Origin of the sequence: Micromonospora sp. NPDC049151, assembly GCF_040648395.1 — a bacterium.
Lineage (GTDB): Bacteria > Actinomycetota > Actinomycetes > Mycobacteriales > Micromonosporaceae > Micromonospora.
In genome coordinates this window covers 180,685-206,518 of the sequence record NZ_JBEZDP010000001.1, presented here as the reverse complement: position 1 = coordinate 206,518, position 25,834 = coordinate 180,685, and the positions used below count along the sequence as shown (strand labels likewise).

Genomic DNA, 25,834 nt, shown 5'->3' with positions numbered 1-25,834 from the left:
ATCCAGCAGCCTCGAATCCTATTCGACCAGTGCCAGTGACAGGTGGCAATCCGCTGTTCGGTGATCACCGTGTCGGTACGGAGGCGGGTGGCCCGCCTCCGTACCCCCGGTTTCTAGAGCGTCGGCGGGGTGAGCGTGCCGACGGCGTTCTCCAGCGCGGCGGCGACCCGGTACATCCGGTCGTCGGCCATGGTCGGCGCCATGATCTGGAAGCCGACCGGGAGCCCGTCGGACAGGCCGCACGGCACCGAGATGGCCGGGCCGCCGTACAGGTTCGTCGGGATGGTGAACAGGTCGGCCAGGTACATCTGGTACGGGTCGGCGGTGCGCGACCCGATCGGGAACGCCACGAACGGCGTGGTCGGCGAGATCAGCGCGTCGACCTGCTCGAACGCGCTGGTGAAGTCCCGCGTGATCAGGGTGCGGACCTTCTGCGCCTGGCCGTAGTAGGCGTCGTAGTAGCCCGACGAGAGCGCGTACGTGCCGATCATGATGCGGCGCTTGACCTCGGGGCCGAAACCGGCCTCGCGGGTCAGCGACATGACCTCCTCCAGCGACCGGTTGCCGTCGTCGCCGACCCGCAGGCCGAACCGGACGCCGTCGAACCGGGCCAGGTTGGAGGAGCACTCGCTCGGCGCGATCAGGTAGTACGCCGGCAGCGCGTACTTGAAGTGCGGGCAGGAGACCTCGACGATCTCCGCACCCAGCTTCGCCAGCGCCTCGGCCGCGTCGCGGAACGCGGCCATCACGCCCGGCTCCGCGCCCTCACCGGTGAACTCGGTGACCACGCCGAGCTTCACGCCGGTCAGGTCGCCGGTGGCGCCGAGCCGCGCCGCGGCCACCACGTCCGGCACCGGTGCCGGGATCGAGGTGGAGTCGCGCGGGTCGTGACCGCCGATCACCTGGTGCAGCAACGCGGCGTCGAGCACGGTACGCGCGCACGGGCCGGGGGTGTCCAGCGACGAGGAGAACGCCACAAGGCCGTAGCGGGAGGTGCCGCCGTAGGTGGGCTTCGCGCCGACGGTGCCGGTGACCGCGCCGGGCTGGCGGATCGAGCCGCCGGTGTCCGAGCCGATCGACAGCGGCGCCTCGTACGCGGCCAGCGCCGCCGCGCTGCCACCGCCCGAGCCGCCCGGGATCCGCTCCAGGTCCCACGGGTTACGGGTCGGCCCGTACGCCGAGTATTCGGTGGAGGAGCCCATCGCGAACTCGTCCATGTTCGTCTTGCCGAGCATCACCGTGCCGGCGGCGCGCAGCCGCTCGACGATCGTCGAATCGTACGGCGGGCGCCAGCCCTCCAGGATCTTCGACCCGGCGGTGGTCGGCACGCCCTTGGTGGTGAGCACGTCCTTCACCGCGACCGGCACACCGGCCAGCGGGCCCAGCTCCTCACCGGCGGCGCGACGCTCGTCCACCGACCGCGCGGCGGCGAGCGCACCCTCGGTGTCGACGTGCAGGAACGCGTGCACCCGGTCGTCGACGGCGCCGATCCGGTCCAGGTGCGCCCGGGTGACCTCGACGGCGGAGGTCTCGCCGCTCGCCACCAGCCCGGCGATCTCGACGGCGCTCAACTTCGTCAGGTCGGTCATGCCGGCACTCCCGCTGCGCTCGCTCATGAGGCCACATCCTCGTCCAGGATCCGCGGGACGCGGAACCGCTGCTCCTCGGCGTCGGGGGCGCCCGACAGCGCCTCCTGCGGGGTCAGGCCCGGCCGCACCACGTCCTCGCGGAGCACGTTCGTCAGCGGCACGGAGTGGGACGTCGGCGGGATGTCCGCCGCGGCTACCTCGCCGACCTGCGCGACCGACTGGAGGATCACATCCAGCTGGCCGGCGAAGGTGTCCAACTCCTCCTCGGTGACGGCGAGCCGCGACAGTCGCGCGAGGTGCGCGACCTCCTCGCGGGAGATGGCGGCCATCGGTGCCCCCTTCGTGGCTGTCCTGAGACGTCTGGCGGTGGGCCGGCCGCGCGTACGGGCGTGCTCGATGACGCGCGGTGACCGGAGCGAGTCTATTGTCCCGCCGTCACGACGACGCCTTCGACTCCCCCTCCGGCGCCGGAGCTCCACGGCTGCCCGCCTCGGCCGGGCGCACCGGACGGTAGCGGGACAGCCAGGCCACCAGGTCCTCGGCCGGCATCGGCCGGGCGTGGAACCAGCCCTGCGCCACGTCGCAGCCGGCGGCGTGCAGCAGCCGCCAGGTGCGCTCGTCCTCCACGCCCTCGGCCACCACGCGCAGCCCGAGCGCCCCGGCCAGCTCGATCATCGAGCGGACGATCGCCGCGTCGTCCGGGTCCTCGGCCATTCCGAGGACGAACGACCGGTCCACCTTCACCTCGGACAGCGGGAGCCGGCGCAGGTGTTGCAGCGACGAGTAGCCGGTGCCGAAGTCGTCGAGCGCGATGCCGACGCCGATCCGGTGCAACTGCGTGATGCTGGCGAGCACCCGCCGTGGGTCGGCCATCAGCGCGCCCTCGGTGATCTCCACCTGGAGCCGCTGCGGCGGCACGCCGTACCGGGTCAGCCGGTCGGCGATCTGGTCGGCGATCTCGCCGGTGTGCAGGTCGCGGACGCTGACGTTGAGCGCGGCACGCAACGTGAGCCCGGCCGCCGACCACTTGGCGAGCTGCTCCACCACGTCGTCCACCACGCGGCGGGTCAGCAGCCGCATCACCGCGCTCTGCTCGGCGACCTGGATCAGCTCGCCCGGGTCGACCATGCCCCGGCGCGGGTGCCGCCAGCGCAGCAGCGCCTCGACGCCCACCACCTCGCCGGTGGCGATGGCGATCTGTGGCTGGTAGTACATGGTGATCTCGCCCGGGTGCCCGGCCTGCTCCTCCGGCCCGCCGGCGGCGCTCCCGTCCGCGGTCGGCCCGATGACGCCCGGCGCACCGGTGCTGACGGCCACCTGCGCGTCGTGCGCGGCGTCGGTCCCGTCGGCACGGTCCGGCGTGGCTTCCCCGCCACCGACCACGAACGGCGTGACCACCGGCCCGGCGGCGGCGCCACCGGGAGCGGCCCGGCGGCGGATCGGGTCGGCGCCGGTGAGGATGCGCTCGATCAGGTCGTCCTCGTGCCGCTCCTGCGCGCGGTCCCGGCGGCGCCGCAGCCACCGGTTCGACCCGTCGCCGGACCGTCCCCCGCCCGCCCGTCCGCCGCCCCGGCCTCCGTCGCGCGCCGGGCGCTGGTTGCGCGACGGCCGCTCGGCCCGGGCCGGTCGCGCGCCCGGCAGCGCCGGCTCCAGCGCCGCTCCATCACCCCCGCGTACGCCCACCGTCTCCCCGGCCGACGCGGACGGGCCGGACTCCAGCACCCGCCGCAGGTCGGCCAGCAGGCTCAGCCGCTCGGCCGAGTTGTGGTCGGACTCCGGCGCGTAGACCGCCACCGTGTCGTTGCGGTGCTTCGCGTCGTACATGGCCACGTCGGCGTGGCGCATCAGGGTCGCGAAGTCCTCGCCGTGGTCGGGGTAGAGCGCGATGCCGATGGCACCGCCGACGTCCAGCGGCAGCCCGTCCAGCGGCACCGGCTCGGCGAGCGCGGCGACCACCCGGTCGGCCCGCTCGCGCGCCTGGTCGATGTCGGTGAGCCGGGGCACCACGATGGCGAACTCGTCGCCGCCGAGCCGCGCCACCATGTCGCCGCCGCCGACCGCGCCCATCAGCCGGGCGCTCACCTCGACCAGGAGGCGGTCTCCCACCGCGTGCCCGAGCGCGTCGTTCACGTGCTTGAACCGGTCGAGGTCGAGCAGCAGCAGCGCCAGGTGCGCGTCCGGCGCGCCCCGGGCGGCCCGCTCGCCGTGCAGGTGCACCTGCTCGGCCACCTCGGTCAGCAGCGCCTTGCGGTTGGGCAGGCCGGTGAGCGGGTCCACGTCGGCGAGATGTTCCCGTTCGTCGGAGAGCCGGGCCATCCGGTAGACCGCGAACAGCGGCACCAGCACCAGCGGGATCAACGCCGCGCTGGCCCGGGCGGCGGCCACCAGGACCGGGGCCAGCAGCAGCAGCGAACCGGTGGCCAGCAGCTCGTAGGCAAGGCCGCTGCGGAAGCTCGGCCACCACCGGTCCCCGAAGCGCAACCGGACCGCGGAGCTGACCAGCCCGTAGTTGACCACGAACCAGGCCACCGTCGCGCCACCCACCGCCGCCACGTCGGTCCAGCGCAGCCCGCCGTCGTCGAACAGCTCGCCCGGGCCGAGCCGGGTGACTGCGTACGCGGCGGCGAGCGCGCACGCGTACTGGGCGGCGTTGAAGCCGGTGCGCCAGGGGGCGTACCCGAGCCGCCAGCCGCTGACCGCGACCGCCACGGCCTGCACCGCGACGGCCGGACCGAGGCCCCAGCCGAGCAGGATCGCGAAGGTGAAGCAGGTCGACGGGAACACCGCCGAGGTCTGCCGCCGGCCGGGCGGGACGAACGGGCGCGCGTCGCAGGCGACGGCGAGCGCCGCCATGGTCCAGAAGGCCGCCGGCAGCTCGGTCAGCCGGTCGGCGAGCCTGACGAGCGGCACGGCCGACACCAGTAGGGCGACCGCGCCGATCGCGCCGACGAAGCCGAAGAACGGCCCGCTCCGCCCGGGCGGGACGGAGTTACGCGGATCGCCGGTCTCCATCGCACCTCCCGGGGGAACGTCCTGGCGCGCGCCGTCACGCGTCGTACGCCAATGAAACGCCCTCCGAGGCGGTTTCCCCGACACGACAGTCACGAATCGGTCGTAGTCGTAATTAACTTGGTATCCGCCGGCGTTCGCCGTGACCAGCCCGTCAGCCCTCCACCCGGGCCACCTCGCGGGCGGCGTCGGGGCCGGAGTCGAGCAGAACGCGGAAGCCGTCCTCGTCGAGGATCGGCAGTTTCAGGGTGGCGGCCTTGTCTGCCTTGGAGCCGGGATTGTCGCCGACCACCACGAAACCGGTCTTCTTGGAGACCGAGCCGGTCACCTTGCCGCCCCGGGCCTGGATCGCCTCGGCCGCCTGGTCGCGACTGAACCCACTCAACGTGCCGGTGACCACCACTGTGACGCCGTCGAGCGGTCGCGGACCCTCGTCGGCGGCCTCCTCGGCCATCCGTACGCCCGCCTCGGCCCACTTGCGCACCACCTCGCGGTGCCAGTCGACGGCGAACCACTCCTTCAGGCTGGCCGCGATCGTCGGGCCGACGCCGTCCACCGAGGACAGTTCCTCCTCGCCCGCGGTCTCGATCGCCGCGATGGAGCGGAAGTGCCGGGCGAGCGCCTGCGCGGCGGTCGGGCCGACGTGCCGGATGGAGAGCGCCACCAGCACCCGCCACAGGTCGCGTTCCTTGGCCTCGGCGAGGTTGTCGAGCAGTTTGGTGGCGTTGCTGCCGAGGCTGCCGTCCTTGTTGACGAAGAACGGCGACCGGCTCAACTGCTCGGCGTCGAGCTGGAACAGGTCGCCCTCGTTGGTAATGATCTCGGCGTCCAGCAGCGCCGCCGCGCCCTTCTCGCCGAGCACCTCGATGTCGAGCACCTTGCGGCTGGCCAGGTAGAAGACCCGCTCGCGAATCTGGCCGGGGCAGGCCCGCCCGTTGGGGCAGCGGATGTCGACGTCGCTCTCCTTGGCCGGCGCGAGCGGTGTGCCGCAGGCCGGGCAGGTGGTCGGCATGACGAACGGGCGGGCGTCGGCCGGACGCAGCTCGACCACCGGGCCGAGCACCTCGGGGATCACGTCGCCGGCCTTGCGCAGCACCACCGTGTCGCCGATGAGCACGCCCTTGCGCTCGACCTCACGGGCGTTGTGCAGGGTCGCCAGCGCGACAGTGGAACCGGCCACCCGGACCGGTTCGAGGACGGCGAACGGGGTGACCCGGCCGGTGCGCCCGACGTTGACGTCGATGTCGAGCAGCTTGGTGTTGACCTCCTCGGGCGGGTATTTGAAGGCGATCGCCCAGCGGGGCGCCCGGCTGGTCGAGCCGAGACGGCCCTGGATGGAGACCGGGTCGACCTTGACCACCACGCCGTCGATCTCGTGCTCGACGTCGTGCCGGTGCTTGCCGTAGTAGGCGATGTATTCCGCCACTCCGGCCAGGTCGTCCACCACCTTCCACCTGTCACTGGTGGGCAGTCCCCACGCCTTGAGCGCCGCGTACGACTCGGACTGCGCGGCCGGGCGGTAGCCGGTGCGGGCGCCGATGCCGTGCACCACCAGGCGCAGCGGGCGGGAGGCGGTCACCCGTGGGTCCTTCTGCCGCAGGCTGCCGGCGGCGGCGTTGCGCGGGTTGGCGAACGGCGCCTTGCCCTGCTCGACCAGGCTCGCGTTCAGGTCGGCGAACGCGGCCACCGGGAAGTAGATCTCGCCGCGCACCTCCAGGAACTCCGGCACGTCGGGGAAGCCGTCGGCCGGGGTCAGCCGGGCCGGCACGCCCTTGATGCTGCGCACGTTGGCGGTGACGTCCTCGCCGGTGCGGCCGTCGCCCCGGGTGGCGGCGCGGACCAGCCGGCCCTTCTCGTAGGTCAGGTTGATGGCGAGCCCGTCAACCTTCAGCTCACACAGGTAGGGCACCGGGCCGCCCGCGTCGCGCTCGACCCGGTCGGCCCAGGCGGCCAGCTCCTCGTCGGCGAAGGCGTTGTCGAGCGAGAGCATCCGCTCGGCGTGCGCGACCGGGGTGAAGTCGGTGGAGAAGGTGCCGCCGACCCGCTGGGTGGGCGAGTCGGGGGTGCGCAGCGCCGGGTATTCCGCCTCCAGCGCCTCCAGCTCCCGCAGCTGCCTGTCGAACTCCGCGTCGGTGATGGTCGGCGCGTCCAGCACGTAGTAGCGGTATTGGTGCTCGGTCAGCTCCTGGCTGAGCGTGGCGTGCCGCTCCCGCGCGGCCGGGGTCGGCTCGGCCCCCGCCGCCGCCTCCTGGGCCGCGTCGGCCGCTGTGGGAACCACTTCTTCGGACACGCCGCCGCCTTCGGACACCGCTGTCGACCTCCCGTGTCGGTGCTACCCGAGAACCGTAGCGGTCGGGACTGACAGTCGTCCGGCCACCCGCGCCGAGCAGGGCGGACCGGCACGCGTCGCGCCACCCGGGCGGGGCGGCCCCCGGCGTGCGACGATCGCGTCGGCGGCACTGGGCGGCAACGGTCGGGAGGCGGGCGGCGGATGCGCGACGGGGTGATCTGGGCGCTGGTGATCGTGGCCTGTGTCGCGGCGGGCTGGTTGTGGAACGAGTGGCGCCGCCGGGCGGCCGAACGCGCCGCCGGGACACGTGGCCGGTCCGACGGGCGGCGGCCGGGCACCGGTCGTGGCAGCCGGACCGGCGGACCGGGCGGCGGTCGGACCGGCACCGACCGGCCCGGTGGTGGACGGCCCGGCGGCGCGCGTCGCGGCGACCGGGCCGGCGCCGGGTCACGTGGTGACCGCACCGCGGCGCCGCCGCGGCCACGTGCGGCCGGGCGGGCGGACCGGGACGAGCCCCGGCCCGGGGAGATCTGGTGGGCCGACGTGCCCTACGCCGACGGGACCGGCTCGAAGGTGCGCCCCTGCCTGGTGCTGCGGGTCGACGGCGGGGACGCCGAGGTATTGAAGATCACCAGCCAGGACAAGTCGGATCGGGACGACCACCTGCCGATCCCGACCCGGGACTGGGATCCGGACGCCGACCACGACAGCTTCCTCGACGTCAGCGAGCCGATCCCGGTGCCGCTCGACGCGTTCGCCGACCGGGCCGGCACCTGCGACCCGGACCTGTGGCGGGGTGTGCGCCGGCTGAGCCACCTCACCGGCTGAGCGAGCCGCCCCCGGCCCGGCCGCACCCGCGACGAACCCGGGCAAACCGCCGTGTCGGTCGACGACTGCCGGAACCCGGACCGGTTGCGCGCCACGCGGGCGATCCCCCCGATCGCCGCCGTGTCACCCCGCGCCGGGCGTATCCCCCTCGAACGCGGCGGCGAGCGCGGTGAGCTGGCCCGCGTACTCGATCCGGCCGGCCCATCCGGCAGGCCAGGCGGCCGTGCCGTACGCGGCCCCGACGAACGCGCCGGCCAGTGCGGCGATGGAGTCCGAGTCACCGGCGGTGGTGGCGCCCCGGGCCAGCGCGCCGACCGGGTCGTCGCTGTGGCGCAGCGCGCAGAGCAGCGCGGTGGCCAGCGCCTCCTCGGCGATCCAGCCCTCGCCGGTGAACCGGCACGGGTCGCCGCCGTCGTCCGGGCGGGCCAGCGCCGCCTCCAGCCGGCCCAGCACGTGCAGGCAGTCGTCCCAGCCCTGGGCGACGAACCCGGCCGCGCTGCTCTCGCCGGACCGCTGCCACAGGTCACCGAGCCAGTCGTCCCGGTAGACGGTGCGCTGCTCCCGGGCCCGCTCGGTGAGCAGGCCCGGCAGCTCCGGCAGCGCCGCGCCGTCGCGCAGCAGCCGGACCGCGTACGCGGTCAGCTCGCTGGCCGCCAGCCCGGTCGGGTGGCCGTGGGTGAGACCGGCCTGGAGCTGGGCCAGCCCGGCCATGGTGTCCAGGTCGACGTCGAGCAGCCCGACCGGGGTGACACGCATGTTCGCACCGCAGCCCTTCGAGCCCGCCACGGTGGCCTCCTGCCAGCGGGTGCCCCGGGCCAGTTCGGCGCAGGCCCGCAGGCAGGTCATGCCGGGGGCACGGTTGTTCTCCGGGCTGACCGACCAGTCGACGAAGCGCTGCCGCAGCAGCGGCTCCACCGCCCCGGCCGTGTACGCGGGCGCGTCGTGCAGCGCCCACGCCACGGCCAACGCCATCTGGGTGTCGTCGGTGACCAGGGCCGGATCGCCGGTCAGCTCGCGCGGACCGGCCGGACCGTAGCGCCGGACGATCTCGGTGACGGTGAGGAACTCGGTGGGCTTGCCCAGGGCGTCGCCGTAGGCCAGGCCGAACAGCGAACCGGCGGCGCGGCCGGTGGCGGTGGAGGCGGTCACGCCGGTGATCATGCCTCCGCCGCGCAAGTCGCGGAAGATCAGTCCCAGCAGAGGCAGAACGGGTGGCCGGCCGGGTCGGCGTAGACCCGGAAGCCCTCCCCCTCGCCGGGCAGCCGCCGCGCGCCCAGCGCCAGCGCCGCCTTCTCGGCCGCCTCGATGTCGTCGACAGTCACGTCCAGGTGGAGCTGCTGCGGCCGGGCCGGGTCGGGCCAGTCGGGGGCGCGCAGGCCGGGCGCCTTCTGGAAGGCCACCCGCGGTTGGTGCCCGGGCGGGCCGCCGAGCACCACCCACTCGTCGCCGTCGGAGTTCTCCTCCACCACGGGCAGGCCGAGCAGCTCGGCGTAGAAGGCGGCGAGCGCACGCGGATCGGGGCAGTCGATCACTGTGGAACGCAGTCGTCCAATCATGCCGGTCATCGTGCCCGGCGGGTACGACGGAAAAACGTCAGTCCTCGGCGAGACGCCGGCCCGCGTCGCGGCAGGCGGTCAGCACCGCGCGGGCGTACCCCGGGGTGGCACCGGCCAGGCCGCACGCGGGGGTGACCACCACCTGCTCGGCCAGCCGGCGGCGGGGGAAGCCGAGCTGGTCCCAGACCCGGCGGACCCGGTCGGCGACCTCGGCCGACGTCGGCGCCCGGCCGGACGGCGGCGGCAGCGTCGGCGCGGCGCCGGCCAGCAGCCCGAGCCCGGCGTCGATCGCCTCGCCGAGCGGGTCGATCTGGGTGACCAGCGACAGGTCGAGGGCGACGCCCACCGCCCCGGCGGAGCGGATCAGCTCCAACGGCACGTCCGGCGCGCAGCAGTGCACGAGCGCGGGTACGCCGGCCGCCTCGATCACGTCACGCAGCAGCGCCCGAGCCACCTCCGTCTCGACCGGGCGGTGGGTGCCGAAGCCGCTCTCGGTGGGCACCCGGCCGGCCAGCACCGACGGCAGGGACGGCTCGTCGAGCTGGAGCAGCACCGAGGCGCGCGGCAGCCGCCGGGTCACCGCCTCGACGTGCCCGCGCAGCCCTTCACCGAGTGAGCCCGCGAGGTCGCGTACCGCGCCCGGGTCGCGCAGCATCCGGCCACCGATCGGCAGCTCCAGCGCGGCGGCCAGGGTGAACGGGCCGGCGGCCTGGACCTTCACCGGGCCGGCGTACTCCTCGGCCTGCTCGGCGAGCTGGTCGAGATCGCGTTCCATCAGGTCGCGGGCGCGGCGCAGATCCCGGCCGGGGCGCGGGGCGATCCGCCAGCGGGCCGCGTACAACTCGACAGGCAGTTCGACCAGCAGGCCGGCGGTGCGGCCGACGAGGTCCGCGCCCGGCCCCCGGGCGGGCAGCTCGGGCAGGTGCGGGAGGGCGGGCAGCTCGCCGAGCACGATGCGCTGCGCCTCGGCGATGTCGGTGCCGGGCAGCGACCCGATCCCCGTCGCCGCACCGGTGGGCCAGGGCCACGCCTGCTCAGTCACCGCCGCAGCCTATCCGCTGCCCGTCGCCGGTCAGGCAGCGGTGATGGTGGCGGAGCCGAGCACCACGTCGCCGGCCGGGTCCGGCCGGTAGGCCACGATCGCCTGACCGGCGGCGACACCCCGGACCGGGCGGCGCAGCGACGCGCGCAGGCCGTCGGCGTCCACCTCGACGGCGGCCGGCACCACGTCGCCGTGGGCCCGCAGCTGCACCTCGCACTCGACCGGCCCCTCCGGGCGCGGCCCGCCGGTCCACACCGGGCGGACGGCGCGCACGTCGGAGACCTCCAGCGCCTCGGCCGGGCCGACCGTCACCGTGTTCGTGGTCGGGGTGATCGACAGGACGTAGCGCGGCCGGCCGTCCGGCGCCGGGCGGTCCAGGTGCAGCCCGCGCCGCTGCCCGACGGTGTACTGGTAGGCGCCGCTGTGGCTGCCCACCACCGCGCCGGTGAGCGCGTCCACCACCTGCCCCGGGGCCTCGCCGAGGCGCTCGGCGAGGAAGCCTCGGGTGTCGCCGTCGGCGATGAAGCAGATGTCGTGCGAGTCGGGCTTGCCGGCCACGGCGAGGCCGCGCCGGGCGGCCTCCGCGCGCACGTCGGCCTTCGTCGAGTCGCCGAGCGGGAAGATCGACCGGTCGAGCTGCGCGCGGGTCAGCACCGCCAGCACGTACGACTGGTCCTTGGCGAGGTCGACGCTGCGCCGCAGCAGGCCGTCCGGGCCGAGCCGGGCGTGGTGGCCGGTCACCACCGCGTCGAAGCCCAGGGCGACCGCCCGGTCCAGCACCGCTGCGAACTTGATCTTCTCGTTGCAGCGCAGGCAGGGATTCGGGGTACGCCCGGCGGCGTACTCGGCCACGAAGTCGTCCACCACGTCCTCGTGGAACCGGTCGGCCATGTCCCAGACGTAGAACGGGATGCCGAGCACGTCGGCGGCCCGCCGGGCGTCCCGGGAGTCCTCAAGCGTGCAACAGCCCCGGGCGCCGGTGCGGTACGTCTGCGGGTTGCGGGCCAGCGCCAGGTGCACGCCCGTCACGTCGTGCCCGGCCTCCACCGCCCGTGCCGCCGCGACGGCGGAGTCCACCCCGCCCGACATCGCCGCCAGAACCCTCACCGGCCCACTCCCCTCGTCCTCACCGAGCGTATCCGGGTCAGCGGGGCGTACGCAGAGCGGCCGCGCGGCGGGCCCGTTCCACCGCGGCGGGCAGCGCGGCGATCAGCGCGTCCACGTCCGCGCCGGTGCTGGTGTGCCCGAGCGTGAAGCGCAGCGAGGACCGGGCCCGGTCGTCGTCGGCGCCCATCGCCAGCAGCACGTGCGAGGGCTGGGCCACGCCAGCCGAGCAGGCCGAGCCGGTCGAGCAGGCGATGCCCTGGGCGTCCAGCAGCAGCAGCAGCGCGTCGCCCTCGCAGCCCGGGAAGGAGAAGTGCGCGTTGCCGGGGAGCCGGTCGGCCGGGTCACCGTTGAAGATCACCTCGGGGACCGCCTGCCGCACCCGCTCGACCAGCTCGTCGCGGAGCGCGGCGACGCGTGCGGCGTACTCCTGCTGGCCTTTCACCGCGGCCTCGACGGCGACAGCGAACGCGACGATGCCGGCCGTGTCGAGCGTGCCGGAGCGCACGTCGCGCTCCTGGCCGCCGCCGTGCAGCAGCGGGGTGGCCGCCACGTCGCGGGCCAGCAGCAGCGCGCCCACGCCGGTCGGCCCGCCGAGCTTGTGCCCGGTCACGGTGAGCGCCGACACACCGCTGGCGGCGAAGTCGACAGGCACCTGCCCGACCGCCTGGATGGCGTCGGTGTGGAACGGCACACCGTGCTCGGCGGCGACGGCGGCCAGCGCGGCCACCGGCTGGACGGTGCCCACCTCGTTGTTCGCCCACATGGCGGTGACCACAGCGACGCGCTCGCCGTGCTCGGCCAGCTCGGCGCGCAGCCGTTCCGGATCGAGCCGCCCAGCGGCGTCGACCGGAAGCCGGCCGGCCCGCGCGCCCTCGTGCTCGACCAGCCAGTCCACCGCGTCCAGTACGGCGTGGTGCTCGACCGCGCTGGAGACCACCCGGACCCGCTCGGCCCGGTCGGCGCGACGGGCCCAGAAGATGCCCTTCACGGCGAGGTTGTCGCTCTCCGTACCGCCGCCGGTGAAGATCACCTCGGAGGGGCGGGCGCCCAGCACGGCCGCCACCCGCTCACGGGACTCCTCCACCCGGCGCCGGGCCCGGCGTCCCGCCGCGTGCAGCGACGACGCGTTGCCGACCTCGCGGGCGACGGCGACGTACGCCTCGAGTGCCTCGTCCAGCATCGGGGTCGTCGCCGCGTGATCAAGGTATGCCATCACGGTTCAGCCTAACGGCCTGCGCACCCGGAGCCGGGGGCCGGACCGCCCCGTCCCACCCGGGGCGGTCCGGCCCGCTCACGCGGGAACGGCCACGATCACGCGGGAACGGCCGTGACCACGATGTTGTCCCGGTAGCTGCGGGTCTTCGCGTCGAACGGCCCGCCGCAGGTGATGAGCGTGAGGCGGGGCTTGCCGTCGCGGGCGAAGTACCGCTCCAGCGGGATCTTCGACTTCCGGTACTCCTCGCGGGCGACCACCCGGTAGGCGCGCTCGCGGCCGTCCGAGCCGGTGGCGGTGAGCTTGTCCCCCTGGTCCAGCTCACGCAGCCGGAAGAACGCCCCCTTGCCCTGCTCGGCGCTGTCCACGTGCCCGGCGATCACCACCGACCCGGCGCCGGCCTCCAGGCCCGGGCCGTAGCGGTACCAGCCGACCCGGTCCACGCTGGGCGGCACCTCGAACTCGTCGGTGCGCTCGTTGACGCCCACCGGGTTGACAGTGGCGGTGACCCGGATCGGCGGGATGCTCAGCTTCACCGGCGGCACGATCTCGTTGTCGGCGGGCAGCGTGCCCGGGTTCACCGGGACCGATCCGCCGCCGCTCGCCGCAGCGGCCGGTGTGGGTGTGGGCGTGGCGCCGGACAACGCTGTCACCTCGTCGCCACCGACGTCCTCGGCGCTGCCGGACCCGCACGCCACCACACCCGCCAGGGTGAGCGCGGCGGCGCCGGCGGCCATCGCCGCCAGCGCCCCGCGGTTGCGCACCGTCACCGGCGACCGGCCCGGGCGGTTGCCGCCACCCGCGCCGAGCCGCCGACCAGGAGCAGGACGCCGGCCCCGGCCAGCACGTACCACCAGGTGTCCACGCCGGTGCCGGCCTGACCGCCGGTGCCGCTGGGCACGCCGCCCGGCGCCGAGTGCAGGCCGTTGATGGTCTGGGCGACCACGCTCAGGTTCTTTGCCTCGGCCGAGCCGATCGCGTAGACGATGGTGGCGGTGCCCTCCTTCAGGTTCAGGTCGGCCGGGCCGATGGCGACGGTGTCGGTGCCGGCGAGCACCACGTCCGCCTTGACCGAGCCGGCGGCCACGTCCGCCTTGGCCTCCTTCGGGTTGGTCAGGTCCTCGAAGACCGGCGTGCCGCCGGCCCGCACGTCGACGGCCGGGGCGGCGGCGGTGTGCCGGACGATCAGCCGGGCCTTGCCGGCGCCCACCTTGGACACGTCGTTGACGAACGGGGTGATCCGCGGCTTGCCGTCGGCGCTCAGGTGCGCGGCGAGGCTGATGTTCGCCCCGCCCGGCACCTCGGCGTCGTCCACCTTCAGGATCGCCTTGTCGATCGCCTCACCCGGCTTGGTCAGGGCGATGTCGTACTCCCCCTCGGGCAGGGTGAGCGGGCCCGCGACGTCGCCGGGCTTGAAGTTGTCAAGCGTCTTCTCGCCGTTGACGTACACGTCGACAGGGGTGTCCGGGATGCCGTGGACCACGGAGACCTTCGACGAGGCGGCGTAGGCCGGGCTCATGGTGGCCGCGCCGACGCCGGCGAAGGTGAGGGCGGCCACCGCGCCGCCCGCGGCGACCCGACGGAACATCGCGTACTGCATTGTCTGCCTCCTGGTGGTTGATGCTGATTCGTCAGGCCTGGCTTGCAGAACGGGTTACGCCGGCTCCGTCGCACCCGGATGCGCCCGGATCGGATTTCTTTTTCCCGTCTCCGGGCGCATCCGCCGGACCCTCCGGCGACGAAGGAGAGGTGACGAGGGTCGTGACCGACACACCGGGAGAGTGGGGCGGGGGCTGTGGGAGTTACAGTCGGGCATGCCCCACGGAAGGCGAGCCGCCCGGTGACGGCGGCGAGGCAGGGCCCCGAACCGCCGGGCGAGGACGACCTCGCCGTCCGGTTCCGCGACGGCGACGAGGCCGCCCTGCGAGAGGCGTACGACAGGTTCGGCCGAGCGGTGCTGCACCTGGCCACCACGACGCTCGTGAACCGCAGCGACGCCGAGGACGTGACCCAGGCGACGTTCGTCGCCGCCTGGCTGGGCCGGGAGACGTTCGACCCGGCGAAGGGCTCACTGGTCGGCTGGCTGCTCGGGATCGGGCGGCGCAAGGTGGTCGACCGGATCCGGGCCGCGGCCCGGGAGACCCGGGTGGTCGAGACGGTGAAGCAACTGCCCGAGCCGGTCTCCACCGGCCCCGACCCGGACACCGTGGTCGACCGGCTGGTGGTCGCCGACGAGCTGGCCCGGCTCCCCGACGACCAGCGCCGGATGCTGGAGCTGGCGTTCTACGACGACCTGACACACCAGCAGATCGCGGCCGTGACCGGAGTGCCGCTCGGCACGGTGAAGAGTCACATCAGACGCGGCATGCAGAGCCTGAAACGCAGATGGGAGGTGGACGGTGCAGCACCTGGACCACGACCGGCTGGTCTTTCTGGCGCTCGGTGAGAGCGAGGCGGCTGACGGTGAGGCCACCCATCTGGACACCTGCGACCACTGCCGGGGCGAGATGGAGACGCTCCAGCACGTCGCCGGGCTCGGCGCGGGCACCCAGGGCCTGGCCGACCTGCCCGACCCGCCGGAGCACATCTGGCAGGGCATCGTCGCCGAGATCCGGGCCGCCGAGGAACTGCCGGCGCTGACCGACAGGCGCCTGCCGCGCCCGGCCGACCCGGTGGAGCGGGCCGCCGTACCCGCCGTCGCAGGTCGTTCGCGCCGCAGCCGGCGCTGGCCCGCCTGGGCGACCACAGCGGTCACCGCCACCGCCGCCGCGGTGATCGGCGTCGCCGGCACCGCAGCGGTGCTCGGCGGCGGCGGCGAGCAGGCCGATCCCCAGCCGCAGGTGGTGGCGAGCGCGCCGCTCGCGGCGTTCGGGTCGACGCCGAAGGACGCCTCCGGCGACGCCCGGGTGCTCGGCGACAACCGGTTGCATCTGCACGTCGCGAATCTCCCGAGCGTTCCGGGGTACTACGAGGTCTGGCTGATCGATCCGAAGACGATGGAGATGCTCTCCGTGGGTACGCTGAGCAACGGTTCGGGGGACGCTCTCCTGCCGATCCCCGGCAACATCGACCTGCGCACCTACACCGTCGTCGACATCAGCGCGGAGCAGTACGACAACAACGCCCGTCACTCCGGCGACAGCCTGCTGAGGGGCACCCTGACGGGCTGATCGGCGGGCCGGCTCAGCTCCCCGGCCCGCCGATCAGCTCCCCACGAGGAAAGGCCGCCGCCCGGTGATCCGGGCGGCGGCCTTCTCGCACGCGACGCTCACTTGCGCTTGCGGATCTCCTCGGCGGCCTGCGGGACGACCTTGAACAGGTCGCCGACCACGCCGTAGTCGGCCAGCTCGAAGATCGGCGCCTCGGCGTCCTTGTTCACCGCGACGATGGTCTTCGAGGTCTGCATGCCGGCCCGGTGCTGGATCGCGCCGGAGATGCCCAGCGCGACGTAGAGCTGCGGGGAGACCGTCTTGCCGGTCTGGCCGACCTGGAACTGGTGCGGGTAGTAGCCGGAGTCGACCGCGGCGCGGGACGCGCCGACCGCGCCACCGAGCAGGTCGGCCATCTCCTCGACCAGCTTGAAGTTGTCGGCGTTGCCGACACCGCGACCGCCGGAGACGACGACCGACGCCTCGGTCAGCTCGGGGCGGGAGCCCTTCTGCTCGGCGACCCGCTCGACGACCTTGGCGAGCTTGTCCGCGTCGGTGACCGACACGGTGAGCTGCTCGACCGCCGGGGTGGCCGCGGCCGGGGCCGGGTTGAGCGAGTTCGGCCGGACGGTGACCAGCGGCAGGCCCTTGGTGACCTTGGACTTGACGATGGTGGAGCCGGCGAACGCCACCTGGGTGGCGGTGCCGTCGGCGGCCAGGCCGACCACGTCGGTCAGGATGCCGTTGTCCAGCTTGACCGCGAGGCGGGCGGCGATCTCCTTGCCCTCCTGCGAGGAGGCGAGCAGCACGGCGGCCGGCTGGACGCGCTTGACCAGCTCGGCGACCACTGTGGCCTTGGGGGCCACCAGGTAGCCGTCGATCTCCTCACCCTCGGCGGCGTAGATCTTCTCCGCGCCGTACTCGCCCAGCTTGGCGCTCAGCGCCTCGGCGGCGCCGGCGCCACCGAGTACGACGGCGCTCGGGGTGCCCAGCTCGCGGGCGAGGGTGAGCATCTCCAGGGTGACCTTCTTGACGCCGAATTCCTTCGTGGCTTCGACGACGACGAGAACCTCAGACATGTCCCAGACCTCTCACACGAACTTCTCGGTGGCGAGGAACTCGACCAGCTTCACGCCGCCCTCGCCCTCGTCGGTGATCTTCTCGCCGCCGGAGCGCGGCGGGCGCTTGGAGTGCTCGACCACGGCGCTGGTGGCGCCGTCGAAGCCCACCTCGGCCGGGGCCACGCCCAGGTCGCCCAGGGAGAGCGTCTGCACCGGCTTCTTCTTGGCCGCCATGATGCCCTTGAACGACGGGTAGCGCGGCTCGTTGATGGTGTCCCAGACGGAGACCACGGCCGGGGTCGAGGCGGTGACCACCTCGTAGCCCTCCTCGGTCTGCCGCTCGACGGTCAGGTTCGCCCCGTCGACGGTGAGCTTGCGCGCGCCGGTCAGGGCGGCGACGCCCAGCCGCTCGGCGATCATGTGCGGCATGACCTGGACCCGGCCGTCGGTCGACTCGGCGCCGCAGATGACCAGGTCGGCGTTGAGCTGCCCGAGGGCGGCGGCCAGCACCTTCGAGGTGGCCACCGCGCAGGAGCCGTGCAGGGCGTCGTCGACGACGTGGACGGCCTTGTCCGGGCCCATGGAGAGCGCCTTGCGGATCGACTCGGTCGCCCGGTCCGGACCCATGGTCAGGATGGTGACCTCGCCGCCGTGCGCCTCCTTGATCTTCAACGCCTCCTCGATGGCGTACTCGTCCATCTCGTTGATGACGTTGTTCGCCGAACCGCGGTCGACGGTGTTGTCGTCAGAACGCAGGTTGCGGTCCGCGCCCGAATCGGGCACCTGCTTGACGAGTACGACGATGTTCATCGCGCTTCGACGACCCTCCTGTTTGGTGTAGCGATCACTCGCCCGGTCACGGGCGCAGCCTCCCGCGTGACGCAACGTGGGTCAACCGCGGGTTGCTGTGCACTTCCCCACGAGGCAATGTTACCCGCAAGTAGCATGCCCACCCCGGCGGCCCGGAGTGACGCAACTCACGACCGTCAGGCCGCCTCGCTCAGCGCCTGCCGGATCTTCTCGATCGCCGCCGCCTCGGCCGGCTCGATCCCCCGGTGCGCCAGTGCCACCCGCTCCGCCGCGGCCAGCACCACCGAGCGGTACGTCTCGACGTCGCCCGGCGACTTGGTGCGCAGGATCTCCACCGACCGGCCGAGCGCGGGCAGCACCACCGACTCGACCTCCAGGGCCGAGTCGCGGGGGATCTGCGGCAGCGGACCGGTGGTCAGCGCCTCCTTGACCACGCCCCCCACCTCGGCGAGCGCGCCCGAGGCGGCGAAGCTCTCCCGCACCATGGCCAGCACGCCGGGTACGGCGTTGGAGACCAGGAACACGGCCCCGAACGCACCGGTCTTCAGGGTGAGCCGCTCGTCCGCCGTCAACCGTTCCATGATCACGGAGTGTAGACGTACGGCGTGGAGGTGGTGACCGCAACGAGTCCGAGCCGCTCCAGAATGGGCCGGCTGTCCGGGGAGCAGTCCACCTGCAGGAGCGTCTTGCCACGCTGCTGCGCCAGCCGCGCCCGGTACGCCACCAGCGCCCGGTAGACGCCCTTCCGGCGCCACCGCGGCAGCGTCGAGCCGCCCCAGAGGCTGGCGAAGCCGGTGCCGCGCTGGTAGCGGACCCAGCCGGCGCTGACCACCGTCCCGCCCGCCTCCGCCACCACGATCGTGATCGACTGCGGGTCGGCCTCGATCTCCCGGGCCAGCCCGTACACCAGGTGACTGCGGTCGGACTGCCAGACCTCCTCCTCCATGGCGGCGATCCGCTCCAGGTCGGCCCGGCCGGTGACCTCGCGCAGGCGTACCCCCTCGGGGAGCACCGGGACGGCGGCGGCGAGCGGCGCGACCGGGCCGACCACGACCGTCTCCTGGTCCTCCGGCACGAAGCCGGCCGCGCGCAGCCGGTCGCCCAGGTCGGCCGGCTCGTCGTGACCGGCGAGCTTCCACTCGACCGACTCGCCCCGGGCCCGGAAGAACTCGACCTGCCGGGCGATCAGCGCGTCCAGCTCGGCACCGGCCAGGCCGTCGAGCGTCCGGTAGGTGAGGAAGCCACGGTGGTCCAGGCCGAGCACGCGGAACAGCGGGCCGTCCCGCTCCACCGTCACACCGTCCGGCAGCGGGTCCGGCAGCTCCGGTCGGATCTGGGCGTCGTAGGCGTCGCGCAGCCCGCGCGCGTCAAGATCGGTCATCCACCCAGGCTAGGCGCGGGGTAAAGCGGATAATCGGCAGCGTGTGGGAGTCGATCAAGAGCTGGTTCGACCAGGGTGAGCTGCGTTCGGTCGGCACCCCGCCGGACTACCGCTTCTCGCTGGCGAACGAACGGACGTTCCTGGCCTGGCTGCGGACGGGTCTCGCGCTGGTGGCGGGCGGGCTGGCCGCCGCGCAGTTCCTCCCGCCGCTGCGCCTGGCCCACCTGCGCGAGGCGCTCGCCGTCGCGCTGCTGCTGCTCGGCGCGACCGTCTCGATCCGGGCGGTCGACCACTGGGCACGCACCGAACGCGCCATGCGGCTGAACGAGGAGCTGCCCGCGTCCCGCTTCCCGGCCGTCCTGGCGCTCGTCGTCGCGGTCGGCGCGCTGGTGCTGGTGGCGGCCGTGCTGCTGGGCGGCGCGGGGTGACCCGCGACCCCGGCCTGCAACCCGAACGCACCCGGCTGGCCTGGCGGCGGACGCTGCTCACGCTCACCGCGGTGCTGCTGCTCCAGCTCCGGCCGGCTTTCCACGGCCGGGCCGTGGACGCGGCACTGACCGGGGTCGCGGTGGTGATCTGGCTCGCCGTGCTGGTGGTGACGTGGCACCGGGCCACCGGCACCGGGCCACGCCGGCTCGACAGCTGGTCGGTGCCGCTGACCGCGCTCGGCGCGGCCGGACTCGCGGTGCTCGGCGTGGCGCATGTGCTCGGCGGGGTGCACTGACGTGTCCGGGTGAGCCATCATGGGGCATGCCCCGCCTCTTCGTGCTGCTGTTCCTGGCTCAGGTCGTCCTTGCCGTCGTCGCGCTGATCAGCTGCCTCTCCGCCGACGAGGAGAAGGTCAAGGCGCTGCCCCGGATGATCTGGGTGCTGATCATTCTCTTCTTCCCGCTGGTCGGCTCGATCGCCTGGTTCCTGGTGGGCCGCGAACGCCCGGCCGGGATCGCGGGCGTCGCCGGCACGGCCGGCACCCCCGCTCCGGCTCGCCGCCCGCTCGCCCCCGACGACGACCCGGAGTTCCTCGCCTCGCTCGCCGAGCGGTCCCGCCGCGAGGACGAGGAACGGCTGCGGCTGTGGGAGAAGGACCTGCGCCGCCGCGAGGAGGAGCTGCGCGGCCGCCCGGACGACAGGGACCGCCCCGAGGTCTGACACGCGCCGCGGGCCGCCCGCCGGTCACCCGGCCGACGGCCCGCACGCGCCGTGTTCAGGCCAGGTTCGACGAGCGGGGGTACGCGTCGGCCGGGTCGGTCAGCACGTTCACCAGGTACGGCACGCCCGAGTCGAACGCGCGCCCCAACGCGGGCCCGAGGTCGGTGGCCTTCTCCACCGTCTCGCCCGCGCCGCCGAGCGCCTCGACCACCTTGTCGTAGCGCAGCCCCGGCTGGAGGTCGGCGGCCACGTCGTAGCCGTACATCGCCCGCATCGGGTGCTTCTCCAGCCCCCAGATGCCGTTGTTGCCGACCACGATCACCACCGGCAGCTTCTGCCGGGCCAGCGACTCCACGTCCATCAGCGAGAAGCCGGCCGCGCCGTCGCCCATCAGCACGCAGATCTGCCGGTCCGGGTGGCTGACCCGGGCGCCCATGGCGTAGCCCATGCCGGTGCCGAGGCACCCGTACGGGCCGGGGTCGAGCCAGGTGCCGGGCTGGGCCGGCTCCAGGTACCTCCCGGCGTACGACACGAAGTCGCCGCCGTCGCCGATGGTGATGGCATCGGGTGCCAGCGCCCTGCGCAGCTCGCCGTAGATCCGGGCCGGCCGGATCGGGTCGGTCTCGGCCGCCATCTCCTCGGCGTCGCGGGCCTTCGCCGCGTCCTCGGCGGTCCGCAGCTCGGCGATCCAGTCGGCGTGGTCGGCCCGGTCACCGGCGTGGTCGGCGAACGCGCCGAGGACCAGCCGCAGGTCACCGGCCGGCGCGGCGGCCGGCTGGACGTGCCCGGCCCGCTGGCTGGGCGCGTCCACGACGTGCACGACCTGGGCGTCGCCGAAGTCGCCGAAGGAGAGCCGGAAGTCCAGCGGGGTGCCGATCACCACGACCACGTCGGCGCCCTTGAGCGCGACCCGGCGGGCCTTGGCGAAGGCGAGCGGGTGCTCCGGCGGCAGCGCGCCCCGGCCCATGCCGTTCGTGAACACCGGCACCCGCAGCGACTCGGCGGCGGCACGAAGCGCCTCGACCGCGTCGCCCGCGTACACGTCGGAGCCGGCGATGATCACCGGCCGGGACGCGCCGGCGATCAGACGGGCCGCCTTCGCCACCTCGTCCGGATCCGGCTCGATCGGCGCCGGCGGCGTGACCGCCGGCAGGTCGGCGTCGCCGACGGAGAAGACCGCCTCCAGCGGAAAGTCCAGGAACACCGGGCCGCGGTGCGGGGTGAGCGCGGTGGTCAGTGCCGCCGAGACCGCGCGCGGGATGTCGTCGGCGCTGAACACCGTCTCGGCGTGCTTGGTGACCGGCGCGACCAGCGGCAGGTGGTCCATCTCCTGGAGGCTGCCCGAGCCCCAGCGGAACTGCGGGGCCCGGCCGCCGAGCACCAGCACCGGCGAGGCGTTGAAGAACGCGCTCGTCAGGCCGGAGACGCCGTTCGTGACGCCGGGGCCGGCGGTGAGCACGGCCAGGCCGGGGCGGCGCTGGAGCTTTGCCACCGCCTCGGCGGCGAACACGGCGGACTGCTCGTGCCGCACGTCGTAGAGGGGGAAGCCCGCCTTGTGCGCGGCGTCGTAGAGCGGGAAGACGTGCCCGCCGGAGAGCGTGAACATCTCCCGTACGCCGTGCGCGCGTAGTGCCGCGAGCGCCAGATCGCCGCCGTGGCCCTCGACCCGTTCCGTCATGCCATTCCCCTTCATCGACCGACCGGGGTCACGCTACTGGCCGGTAGCGCGGATGTGAACAGCTCTCGCGTCAGCGGCCGGTGAAGCCCGGCTTGCGCTTCTCCACGAACGCGGCCATGCCCTCGCGCCGGTCGTCGGTGGCGAACAGCGCCGCGAAGAGCTGGCTCTCCCAGGCCAGGCCCGAGGTGAGGTCCATGTCCAGACCCGCGTCCACGGCCGCCTTCGCCGCGCGCAGCGCCTGCGCCGGCCCGGTCAGGAACGGCTTCACGTACGCCACCGCGGCGTCGTAGACCTCGGCGGCGGGCACCACCCGGTCGGCCAGGCCGATCCGCAGTGCCTCGGCGGCGTCGACCATCCGCCCGGTCATGATCAGGTCCTTGGCGCGGGCCGGGCCGACCAGGCGGGCCAGCCGCTGGGTGCCGCCGGCGCCCGGAATGATGCCGAGCTTGATCTCCGGCTGGCCGAGCTTGGCGTCCTCGGCGACGATCCGCCAGTCGCAGGCCAGCGCCAGCTCGCAGCCGCCGCCGAGCGCGTACCCGGTGATCGCGGCGACGACCGGCTTGGGGATGCGGGAGATCGCGCCGAGCGCGCTGGACAGGTCGGCGGCGCGCTCCGCCATGTCCACGTAGGACATGTCGGCCATCTCCTTGATGTCCGCACCGGCCGCGAAGACCTTCTCGCCGCCGTACACGATGACGGCGCGGACCTCGGCGTCGGCGGTGGCCGCGGCGGCGGCGGCGCGCAACTCCTCCTGCACCTGGGTGTTGAGCGCGTTCATCGGCGGCCGCTCCAGCCGGATGGTGCCGATGCCGTCCTTCACTTCCAGCCTGACGAACTCGCCCACGCTGCCCTCACTTCCTCGTCGAAGTCGCGTGCCAACCTTACGACTCGCCTCGTTGGGGTAGACAGTGTGGTGTCGGCGGCTCCCAGGTCGCCGCGCCGCAGTCGCCGCCGGCCCGCCACCGGGAGTGAGGCCATGATCACCTACTACGACGACCGTTCCGTCCAGGTCACCTCCACCGCGGTACGGGTGGACGGGCGCAGCTACCCGCTGGCCGAGCTGGCCACCGTGTGGCACCGGCAGGGCGACCGGTCCTGGCGGGTGCTCGCCGGCCGCGGCGCGATCGGCGCCGCGCTCGCCGGGCCGCTGGTGACCGCCGTGCTGGGCATCGGGCTGGCCGTGTGGCTGCAACGCTCGGCGGTGGTCACCATCGCCATCGTGGGCGTCTCGGTGCTGGTCGGCCTCGCCGTCGGGCCGCTCGCCGACTTCCTCTTCGAGCACCTGGACCGCTCCTACGCCCGGGGCAGCCGGGAGATGGAGATGTGGGCCCAGTGGCGGGGTCAGACGGTGCGGCTGCTGCACACCCGCGACGCGATGCGCTTCGGGCAGATCTACCGGGCGGTGCAGCGCGCCATGGAGAGCCTGCCCGCCGCGCCGGGTCGTCCCGCCTCCGGTCAGAACGTGATCGGTCCGTCCGGCAGCAGGCCGAGCCCGCGCAGCAGGCCGTAGGTGTCCTGCTCACCCCAGAACTGCACGATCCGGCCACCGGCCAGGCGGTACATCTTGCAGGCGCTCTGCACCGTGGTCGCCCCTGTCGCGTCCCGCCGGTACGTCTGCGCCAGCGACACCACCACCCGGTCCCCGGCCGCGAAGATCTCCCGGATCTCCTGGTCGAGCACTGTCAGGCCGGGTGAGGAGACGGCGGCCTCGGGATAGCGCCGGCCGCGTACCGCCGTGCCGGATCCGTAGATCTCCACGTCCTCGTCGACCACCTCGGCCAGTTCGGCGAGGTCCTTCGTGACGAAGGTGCGCAGGTAGCGCTTGACCACCTCGACGTTGCGCGCCTGCTCGTCGCCGCCGGTTCCGGCCCCGTTCCGGTCCGTCATGCCCAGCAGCCTACGGCGCACGCGTCGCCGGCATCGACACGCGCGGTTAGGCTGATTCATGGTCCTCTATTACCGGGACGACGCCGTGCAGGTCACCTCGGAGGCGATCCACGCGGGCGGGCAGGTCGTCGCGCTCGCCGACGTCACCTACGTCTGGCACGCGCGCGGCACCACCACACTCGCCGTCCGGGGACGGGTGCTGGGCCGGGGCGTGCTGGTCCTGCTGCTGTCGCTGCCACCACTGGTCGCCGTGGTCTGCGTGCTCTCGCTGGCCTGGTCCGCGCAGGACCGGGGCGAGTGGAAACTGGCCCTGATCATCCTGGCCGCGTTCGTGGTGGTGGGCCTGGCACTCACCCCGTTCCTGGAAGTGCCGCTCGGCTGGCTGGACCGCTCCTACGAACGCGGCAACCGGGTGCACGAACTCTGGGTGCAGCACCACGGCCGGGAGACGATGCTGGTCCGTACGCCGGACGCGCTGCGGTTCGGGCAGATCTACCGGGCCGTGCAACGCGCCGTGGAGCAGCAGACCGACAGCAGATAGACGGCGTCGGTCAGGCCAGCGGCAGCGTGGTCGCCATCGGCCAGGCCAGCACCACCGCCCCGACCAGCGGCGGCAGCCACCACGGCGCCGCCCGGCGGCGCAGCACCGCGGCCCAGGCCGCCTGCCAGGCCACCAGCGCCGCGAACAGCGGCACCACCAGCAGCACGAACCCGGGCGCCAGTCCGAGCACCGCCGCGACGGCCAGCACCAGCACGGCGATCCCGCAGGTGGCCGCGTAGCGGACGCCGTCGCCGTCGACGAGCCGCTGCGCACCGAGCAGGAAGACCAGGCAGCAGAGCGTCACCAGCGGCAGCAGCCACCACCGGGCCCCGACCGGCACGGTCGAGGTGAGACCGAGGTGAATCGGCAACGCGACCGCGAGCACCGCGTACCCGAGGAGCACGACGGCGACCACGGCGATTCTTGCGGCGCTCGCGTCCGCCGGTGGCCGCGCGACGGGCCGTGCGGGGCGCACGAGGTGCCGCGCGCCGGCCAGCAGCACGCCGGTGAGCAGCAGGAACACCGCGACGTATCCGCCCACGGCGAGCGGCAGCCGAGCGGTCGGCAGGAGCGCGGCCAGCACCGCGGCCAGCCCGGCCGCCGCCACCGTCGCGGCGAGCCACCGGCCGGTGTCCGGGCCGTCACCCGCACCGGCGCGCGGACCGCCGGCACCCGCCCCGGTCCGGCGCGGCAGCAGCGCCGCCAGCGGCACGAAGCCCAGCGCGAGCCCGGCCAGCAGCAGGGCTGCGGCACCCGGCCGGGTCGTCGGGGCCGGCGACGGACCGCCGGTACGACGCGGAAGCGCGTCCAGCACCGCGACGTGGGTACGCGGCGCGAACAGCACCGACACGTGCTCGGTGCCGGGTGCCACCACCCGCGTGCGGGTGCCCGGTGGCGCGTCCCGCGTCGCCACGTCGACCGCCTGGCGGAACCCGGCGAACTCCAGCCCGCCCACCACGAGCGTCAGCCTCCCCGGCCACCCGGCCGGCACGTCGCCGCCGTCGGGCAGCGAGATCGCCACGGTCCGGTCGATCTCCGGATGCGCCACCGCGTACCGGGTGACCGCACCGGCGCCCATCGAGTGCCCGACCAGGACGATCCGGTCCGGGTCGACGCCGGGACGCCCGCGCAGCCACGCGACGGCGACGTCCAGGTCGTGCCGCAGCAGCGCCCGGGTGCGTTCGTCGTCCCGCCCGGCGCCCGGCAGCCGGGATCGGCTGGCGCCGTGGCCGGCGAAGTCGAGCAGCACCGCGATCCCGCCCTGGCGGGCCACCGAGTCGGCGATCGGCCGCATCAGCCGGGCGGACCCGGCGAAGCCGTGCGCGATCACCACCCCGGGCCGCCGGTCACCGCCCACCCCGTCCGCCCGGACCTCGGTCAGCGGCACCCCGGCCACCGTCGCCCGCCCGGTGCTCAGGCCGGCGTCGGCGCGGGCCAGGAGCAGCGCGCCGAGGAGGACGGCGAGCAGCGCGACCACGCCGCAGGCGAGCAGTCGCCGCGACGCCGGGCCGGGGGTGGGCATGCCGGCACCCTACGCTCCGCCG

At 74.1% G+C, this 25,834-nt stretch carries 27 protein-coding genes; 8 read left to right on the top strand and 19 right to left on the bottom strand.

Annotated features, from left to right (window positions below; genetic code table 11):
* Positions 1–113 precede the first annotated feature (113 nt).
* The 4 genes from gatA to ligA form a co-directional block, all read right to left on the bottom strand.
* The gene (gene gatA, locus AB0B20_RS01055; protein WP_357467561.1) at positions 114–1,589 is read right to left on the bottom strand and encodes an Asp-tRNA(Asn)/Glu-tRNA(Gln) amidotransferase subunit GatA; all 1,476 of its coding nucleotides are present in this window, start codon (positions 1,587–1,589) and stop codon (positions 114–116) included.
* 23 nt (positions 1,590–1,612) lie between these two features.
* Positions 1,613–1,918 carry an Asp-tRNA(Asn)/Glu-tRNA(Gln) amidotransferase subunit GatC gene (gene gatC, locus AB0B20_RS01050; RefSeq protein WP_013284468.1) on the bottom strand — a complete coding sequence of 102 codons (306 nt, stop codon included), beginning with the start codon at positions 1,916–1,918 and terminating at the stop codon, positions 1,613–1,615.
* Between the two features lie 106 nt (positions 1,919–2,024).
* A complete protein-coding gene (locus AB0B20_RS01045; protein ID WP_357388237.1) occupies positions 2,025–4,601 on the bottom strand; it encodes an EAL domain-containing protein in 2,577 nt (858 codons plus the stop codon).
* Between the two features lie 151 nt (positions 4,602–4,752).
* Positions 4,753–6,906, bottom strand: coding sequence for an NAD-dependent DNA ligase LigA (gene ligA / locus AB0B20_RS01040; protein WP_357467089.1), 2,154 nt, complete (start codon positions 6,904–6,906; stop codon positions 4,753–4,755).
* A 183-nt stretch (positions 6,907–7,089) separates the two neighbouring features.
* On the opposite strand from ligA, the gene AB0B20_RS01035 reads away from it, so the two are divergent.
* Complete coding sequence (locus tag AB0B20_RS01035) at positions 7,090–7,716, top strand: type II toxin-antitoxin system PemK/MazF family toxin (protein ID WP_357467086.1); 627 nt, start codon at positions 7,090–7,092, stop codon at positions 7,714–7,716.
* 123 nt (positions 7,717–7,839) lie between these two features.
* Here the strand turns inward: AB0B20_RS01035 and AB0B20_RS01030 are convergent, their stop codons facing one another.
* The 7 genes from AB0B20_RS01030 to AB0B20_RS01000 form a co-directional block, all read right to left on the bottom strand.
* Positions 7,840–8,877: an ADP-ribosylglycohydrolase family protein gene (locus AB0B20_RS01030; RefSeq protein ID WP_357388243.1), complete on the bottom strand. Its 1,038-nt coding sequence runs from the start codon at positions 8,875–8,877 to the stop codon at positions 7,840–7,842.
* Positions 8,878–8,903: 26 nt separating this feature from the next.
* Positions 8,904–9,272, bottom strand: a complete 369-nt coding sequence (locus tag AB0B20_RS01025; protein ID WP_210898758.1) for a VOC family protein — start codon at positions 9,270–9,272, stop codon at positions 8,904–8,906.
* Positions 9,273–9,309: 37 nt separating this feature from the next.
* Positions 9,310–10,314, bottom strand: a complete 1,005-nt coding sequence (locus AB0B20_RS01020; RefSeq protein WP_357467081.1) for a methionine synthase — start codon at positions 10,312–10,314, stop codon at positions 9,310–9,312.
* A gap of 30 nt (positions 10,315–10,344) precedes the next feature.
* Entirely contained in the window at positions 10,345–11,421 is a 1,077-nt protein-coding gene (mnmA, locus tag AB0B20_RS01015; RefSeq protein WP_357467078.1) for a tRNA 2-thiouridine(34) synthase MnmA, read from the bottom strand.
* A 37-nt stretch (positions 11,422–11,458) separates the two neighbouring features.
* Positions 11,459–12,634: a cysteine desulfurase family protein gene (locus tag AB0B20_RS01010; protein WP_357467073.1), complete on the bottom strand. Its 1,176-nt coding sequence runs from the start codon at positions 12,632–12,634 to the stop codon at positions 11,459–11,461.
* Between the two features lie 98 nt (positions 12,635–12,732).
* Positions 12,733–13,404, bottom strand: coding sequence for a class F sortase (locus AB0B20_RS01005; protein WP_357388251.1), 672 nt, complete (start codon positions 13,402–13,404; stop codon positions 12,733–12,735).
* A complete protein-coding gene (locus tag AB0B20_RS01000) occupies positions 13,401–14,234 on the bottom strand; it encodes a DUF4397 domain-containing protein (protein ID WP_357388253.1) in 834 nt (277 codons plus the stop codon). The genes AB0B20_RS01005 and AB0B20_RS01000 overlap by 4 nt, the downstream gene beginning before the upstream one ends.
* A gap of 240 nt (positions 14,235–14,474) precedes the next feature.
* Between AB0B20_RS01000 and AB0B20_RS00995 the strand changes: the two genes are divergently transcribed.
* Together AB0B20_RS00995 and AB0B20_RS00990 are read left to right on the top strand one after the other, a co-directional pair.
* Positions 14,475–15,080 (top strand): sigma-70 family RNA polymerase sigma factor, encoded by a 606-nt coding sequence (locus AB0B20_RS00995; RefSeq protein WP_357388255.1) that lies wholly within the window; start codon positions 14,475–14,477, stop codon positions 15,078–15,080.
* The gene (locus AB0B20_RS00990; protein WP_357388257.1) at positions 15,034–15,804 is read left to right on the top strand and encodes an anti-sigma factor; all 771 of its coding nucleotides are present in this window, start codon (positions 15,034–15,036) and stop codon (positions 15,802–15,804) included. The genes AB0B20_RS00995 and AB0B20_RS00990 overlap by 47 nt, the downstream gene beginning before the upstream one ends.
* Before the next feature lie 98 nt (positions 15,805–15,902).
* On the opposite strand, the gene AB0B20_RS00985 is transcribed toward AB0B20_RS00990, so the two are convergent.
* The 4 genes from AB0B20_RS00985 to AB0B20_RS00970 form a co-directional block, all read right to left on the bottom strand.
* Positions 15,903–16,862, bottom strand: coding sequence for an electron transfer flavoprotein subunit alpha/FixB family protein (locus AB0B20_RS00985; protein ID WP_013474293.1), 960 nt, complete (start codon positions 16,860–16,862; stop codon positions 15,903–15,905).
* A gap of 12 nt (positions 16,863–16,874) precedes the next feature.
* Positions 16,875–17,654 carry an electron transfer flavoprotein subunit beta/FixA family protein gene (locus tag AB0B20_RS00980; protein WP_120571331.1) on the bottom strand — a complete coding sequence of 260 codons (780 nt, stop codon included), beginning with the start codon at positions 17,652–17,654 and terminating at the stop codon, positions 16,875–16,877.
* 176 nt (positions 17,655–17,830) lie between these two features.
* A complete protein-coding gene (locus tag AB0B20_RS00975; protein ID WP_357388260.1) occupies positions 17,831–18,235 on the bottom strand; it encodes a hypothetical protein in 405 nt (134 codons plus the stop codon).
* 2 nt (positions 18,236–18,237) lie between these two features.
* Positions 18,238–19,035, bottom strand: a complete 798-nt coding sequence (locus tag AB0B20_RS00970) for a GNAT family N-acetyltransferase (RefSeq protein ID WP_357467069.1) — start codon at positions 19,033–19,035, stop codon at positions 18,238–18,240.
* A 41-nt stretch (positions 19,036–19,076) separates the two neighbouring features.
* On the opposite strand from AB0B20_RS00970, the gene AB0B20_RS00965 reads away from it, so the two are divergent.
* The 3 genes from AB0B20_RS00965 to AB0B20_RS00955 are packed head-to-tail and all read left to right on the top strand — an operon-like array spanning position 19,077 to position 20,184.
* On the top strand, positions 19,077–19,463 hold the full coding sequence (locus AB0B20_RS00965; protein ID WP_357388264.1) for a DUF202 domain-containing protein: 387 nt from the start codon (positions 19,077–19,079) through the stop codon (positions 19,461–19,463).
* A complete protein-coding gene (locus AB0B20_RS00960) occupies positions 19,460–19,759 on the top strand; it encodes a DUF202 domain-containing protein (protein WP_357388266.1) in 300 nt (99 codons plus the stop codon). Before AB0B20_RS00965 ends, AB0B20_RS00960 begins: the two co-directional genes overlap by 4 nt.
* A gap of 26 nt (positions 19,760–19,785) precedes the next feature.
* Positions 19,786–20,184, top strand: coding sequence for a PLD nuclease N-terminal domain-containing protein (locus tag AB0B20_RS00955; protein ID WP_357467066.1), 399 nt, complete (start codon positions 19,786–19,788; stop codon positions 20,182–20,184).
* 55 nt (positions 20,185–20,239) lie between these two features.
* Here AB0B20_RS00955 and AB0B20_RS00950 read toward each other — a convergent pair whose 3' ends face one another.
* Both AB0B20_RS00950 and AB0B20_RS00945 read right to left on the bottom strand, forming a co-directional pair.
* Positions 20,240–21,862, bottom strand: coding sequence for an acetolactate synthase (locus AB0B20_RS00950; RefSeq protein ID WP_357467061.1), 1,623 nt, complete (start codon positions 21,860–21,862; stop codon positions 20,240–20,242).
* A gap of 70 nt (positions 21,863–21,932) precedes the next feature.
* Positions 21,933–22,706, bottom strand: a complete 774-nt coding sequence (locus tag AB0B20_RS00945) for an enoyl-CoA hydratase-related protein (protein ID WP_357467056.1) — start codon at positions 22,704–22,706, stop codon at positions 21,933–21,935.
* A gap of 132 nt (positions 22,707–22,838) precedes the next feature.
* Between AB0B20_RS00945 and AB0B20_RS00940 the strand changes: the two genes are divergently transcribed.
* Complete coding sequence (locus tag AB0B20_RS00940; protein ID WP_357388274.1) at positions 22,839–23,372, top strand: DUF6232 family protein; 534 nt, start codon at positions 22,839–22,841, stop codon at positions 23,370–23,372.
* Here AB0B20_RS00940 and AB0B20_RS00935 read toward each other — a convergent pair.
* Positions 23,318–23,749 carry a nuclear transport factor 2 family protein gene (locus AB0B20_RS00935; protein ID WP_357388276.1) on the bottom strand — a complete coding sequence of 144 codons (432 nt, stop codon included), beginning with the start codon at positions 23,747–23,749 and terminating at the stop codon, positions 23,318–23,320. The two genes, AB0B20_RS00940 and AB0B20_RS00935, sit on opposite strands and share 55 nt — an antisense overlap.
* A 58-nt stretch (positions 23,750–23,807) precedes the next feature.
* On the opposite strand from AB0B20_RS00935, the gene AB0B20_RS00930 reads away from it, so the two are divergent.
* The gene (locus tag AB0B20_RS00930; RefSeq protein ID WP_357388278.1) at positions 23,808–24,290 is read left to right on the top strand and encodes a DUF6232 family protein; all 483 of its coding nucleotides are present in this window, start codon (positions 23,808–23,810) and stop codon (positions 24,288–24,290) included.
* Positions 24,291–24,300: 10 nt separating this feature from the next.
* Here AB0B20_RS00930 and AB0B20_RS00925 read toward each other — a convergent pair whose 3' ends face one another.
* The gene (locus AB0B20_RS00925; protein ID WP_357467051.1) at positions 24,301–25,812 is read right to left on the bottom strand and encodes an alpha/beta fold hydrolase; all 1,512 of its coding nucleotides are present in this window, start codon (positions 25,810–25,812) and stop codon (positions 24,301–24,303) included.
* Positions 25,813–25,834: the final 22 nt, after the last annotated feature.

What these genes read in the sequence shown, in the direction of transcription:
- gatA (WP_357467561.1), bottom strand. Translation starts at nt 1,589, where the DNA reads ATGACCGACCTGACGAAGTTGAGCGCCGTCGAGATCGCCGGGCTGGTG.
- gatC (WP_013284468.1), bottom strand. Translation starts at nt 1,918, where the DNA reads ATGGCCGCCATCTCCCGCGAGGAGGTCGCGCACCTCGCGCGACTGTCG.
- AB0B20_RS01045 (WP_357388237.1), bottom strand. Translation starts at nt 4,601, where the DNA reads ATGGAGACCGGCGATCCGCGTAACTCCGTCCCGCCCGGGCGGAGCGGG.
- AB0B20_RS01035 (WP_357467086.1), top strand. Translation starts at nt 7,090, where the DNA reads ATGCGCGACGGGGTGATCTGGGCGCTGGTGATCGTGGCCTGTGTCGCG.
- AB0B20_RS01030 (WP_357388243.1), bottom strand. Translation starts at nt 8,877, where the DNA reads ATGATCACCGGCGTGACCGCCTCCACCGCCACCGGCCGCGCCGCCGGT.
- AB0B20_RS01025 (WP_210898758.1), bottom strand. Translation starts at nt 9,272, where the DNA reads ATGATTGGACGACTGCGTTCCACAGTGATCGACTGCCCCGATCCGCGT.
- AB0B20_RS01010 (WP_357467073.1), bottom strand. Translation starts at nt 12,634, where the DNA reads ATGGCATACCTTGATCACGCGGCGACGACCCCGATGCTGGACGAGGCA.
- AB0B20_RS01000 (WP_357388253.1), bottom strand. Translation starts at nt 14,234, where the DNA reads ATGCAGTACGCGATGTTCCGTCGGGTCGCCGCGGGCGGCGCGGTGGCC.
- AB0B20_RS00985 (WP_013474293.1), bottom strand. Translation starts at nt 16,862, where the DNA reads ATGTCTGAGGTTCTCGTCGTCGTCGAAGCCACGAAGGAATTCGGCGTC.
- AB0B20_RS00980 (WP_120571331.1), bottom strand. Translation starts at nt 17,654, where the DNA reads ATGAACATCGTCGTACTCGTCAAGCAGGTGCCCGATTCGGGCGCGGAC.
- AB0B20_RS00975 (WP_357388260.1), bottom strand. Translation starts at nt 18,235, where the DNA reads ATGGAACGGTTGACGGCGGACGAGCGGCTCACCCTGAAGACCGGTGCG.
- AB0B20_RS00970 (WP_357467069.1), bottom strand. Translation starts at nt 19,035, where the DNA reads ATGACCGATCTTGACGCGCGCGGGCTGCGCGACGCCTACGACGCCCAG.
- AB0B20_RS00955 (WP_357467066.1), top strand. Translation starts at nt 19,786, where the DNA reads ATGCCCCGCCTCTTCGTGCTGCTGTTCCTGGCTCAGGTCGTCCTTGCC.
- AB0B20_RS00950 (WP_357467061.1), bottom strand. Translation starts at nt 21,862, where the DNA reads ATGACGGAACGGGTCGAGGGCCACGGCGGCGATCTGGCGCTCGCGGCA.
- AB0B20_RS00940 (WP_357388274.1), top strand. Translation starts at nt 22,839, where the DNA reads ATGATCACCTACTACGACGACCGTTCCGTCCAGGTCACCTCCACCGCG.
- AB0B20_RS00935 (WP_357388276.1), bottom strand. Translation starts at nt 23,749, where the DNA reads ATGACGGACCGGAACGGGGCCGGAACCGGCGGCGACGAGCAGGCGCGC.
- AB0B20_RS00930 (WP_357388278.1), top strand. Translation starts at nt 23,808, where the DNA reads ATGGTCCTCTATTACCGGGACGACGCCGTGCAGGTCACCTCGGAGGCG.
- AB0B20_RS00925 (WP_357467051.1), bottom strand. Translation starts at nt 25,812, where the DNA reads ATGCCCACCCCCGGCCCGGCGTCGCGGCGACTGCTCGCCTGCGGCGTG.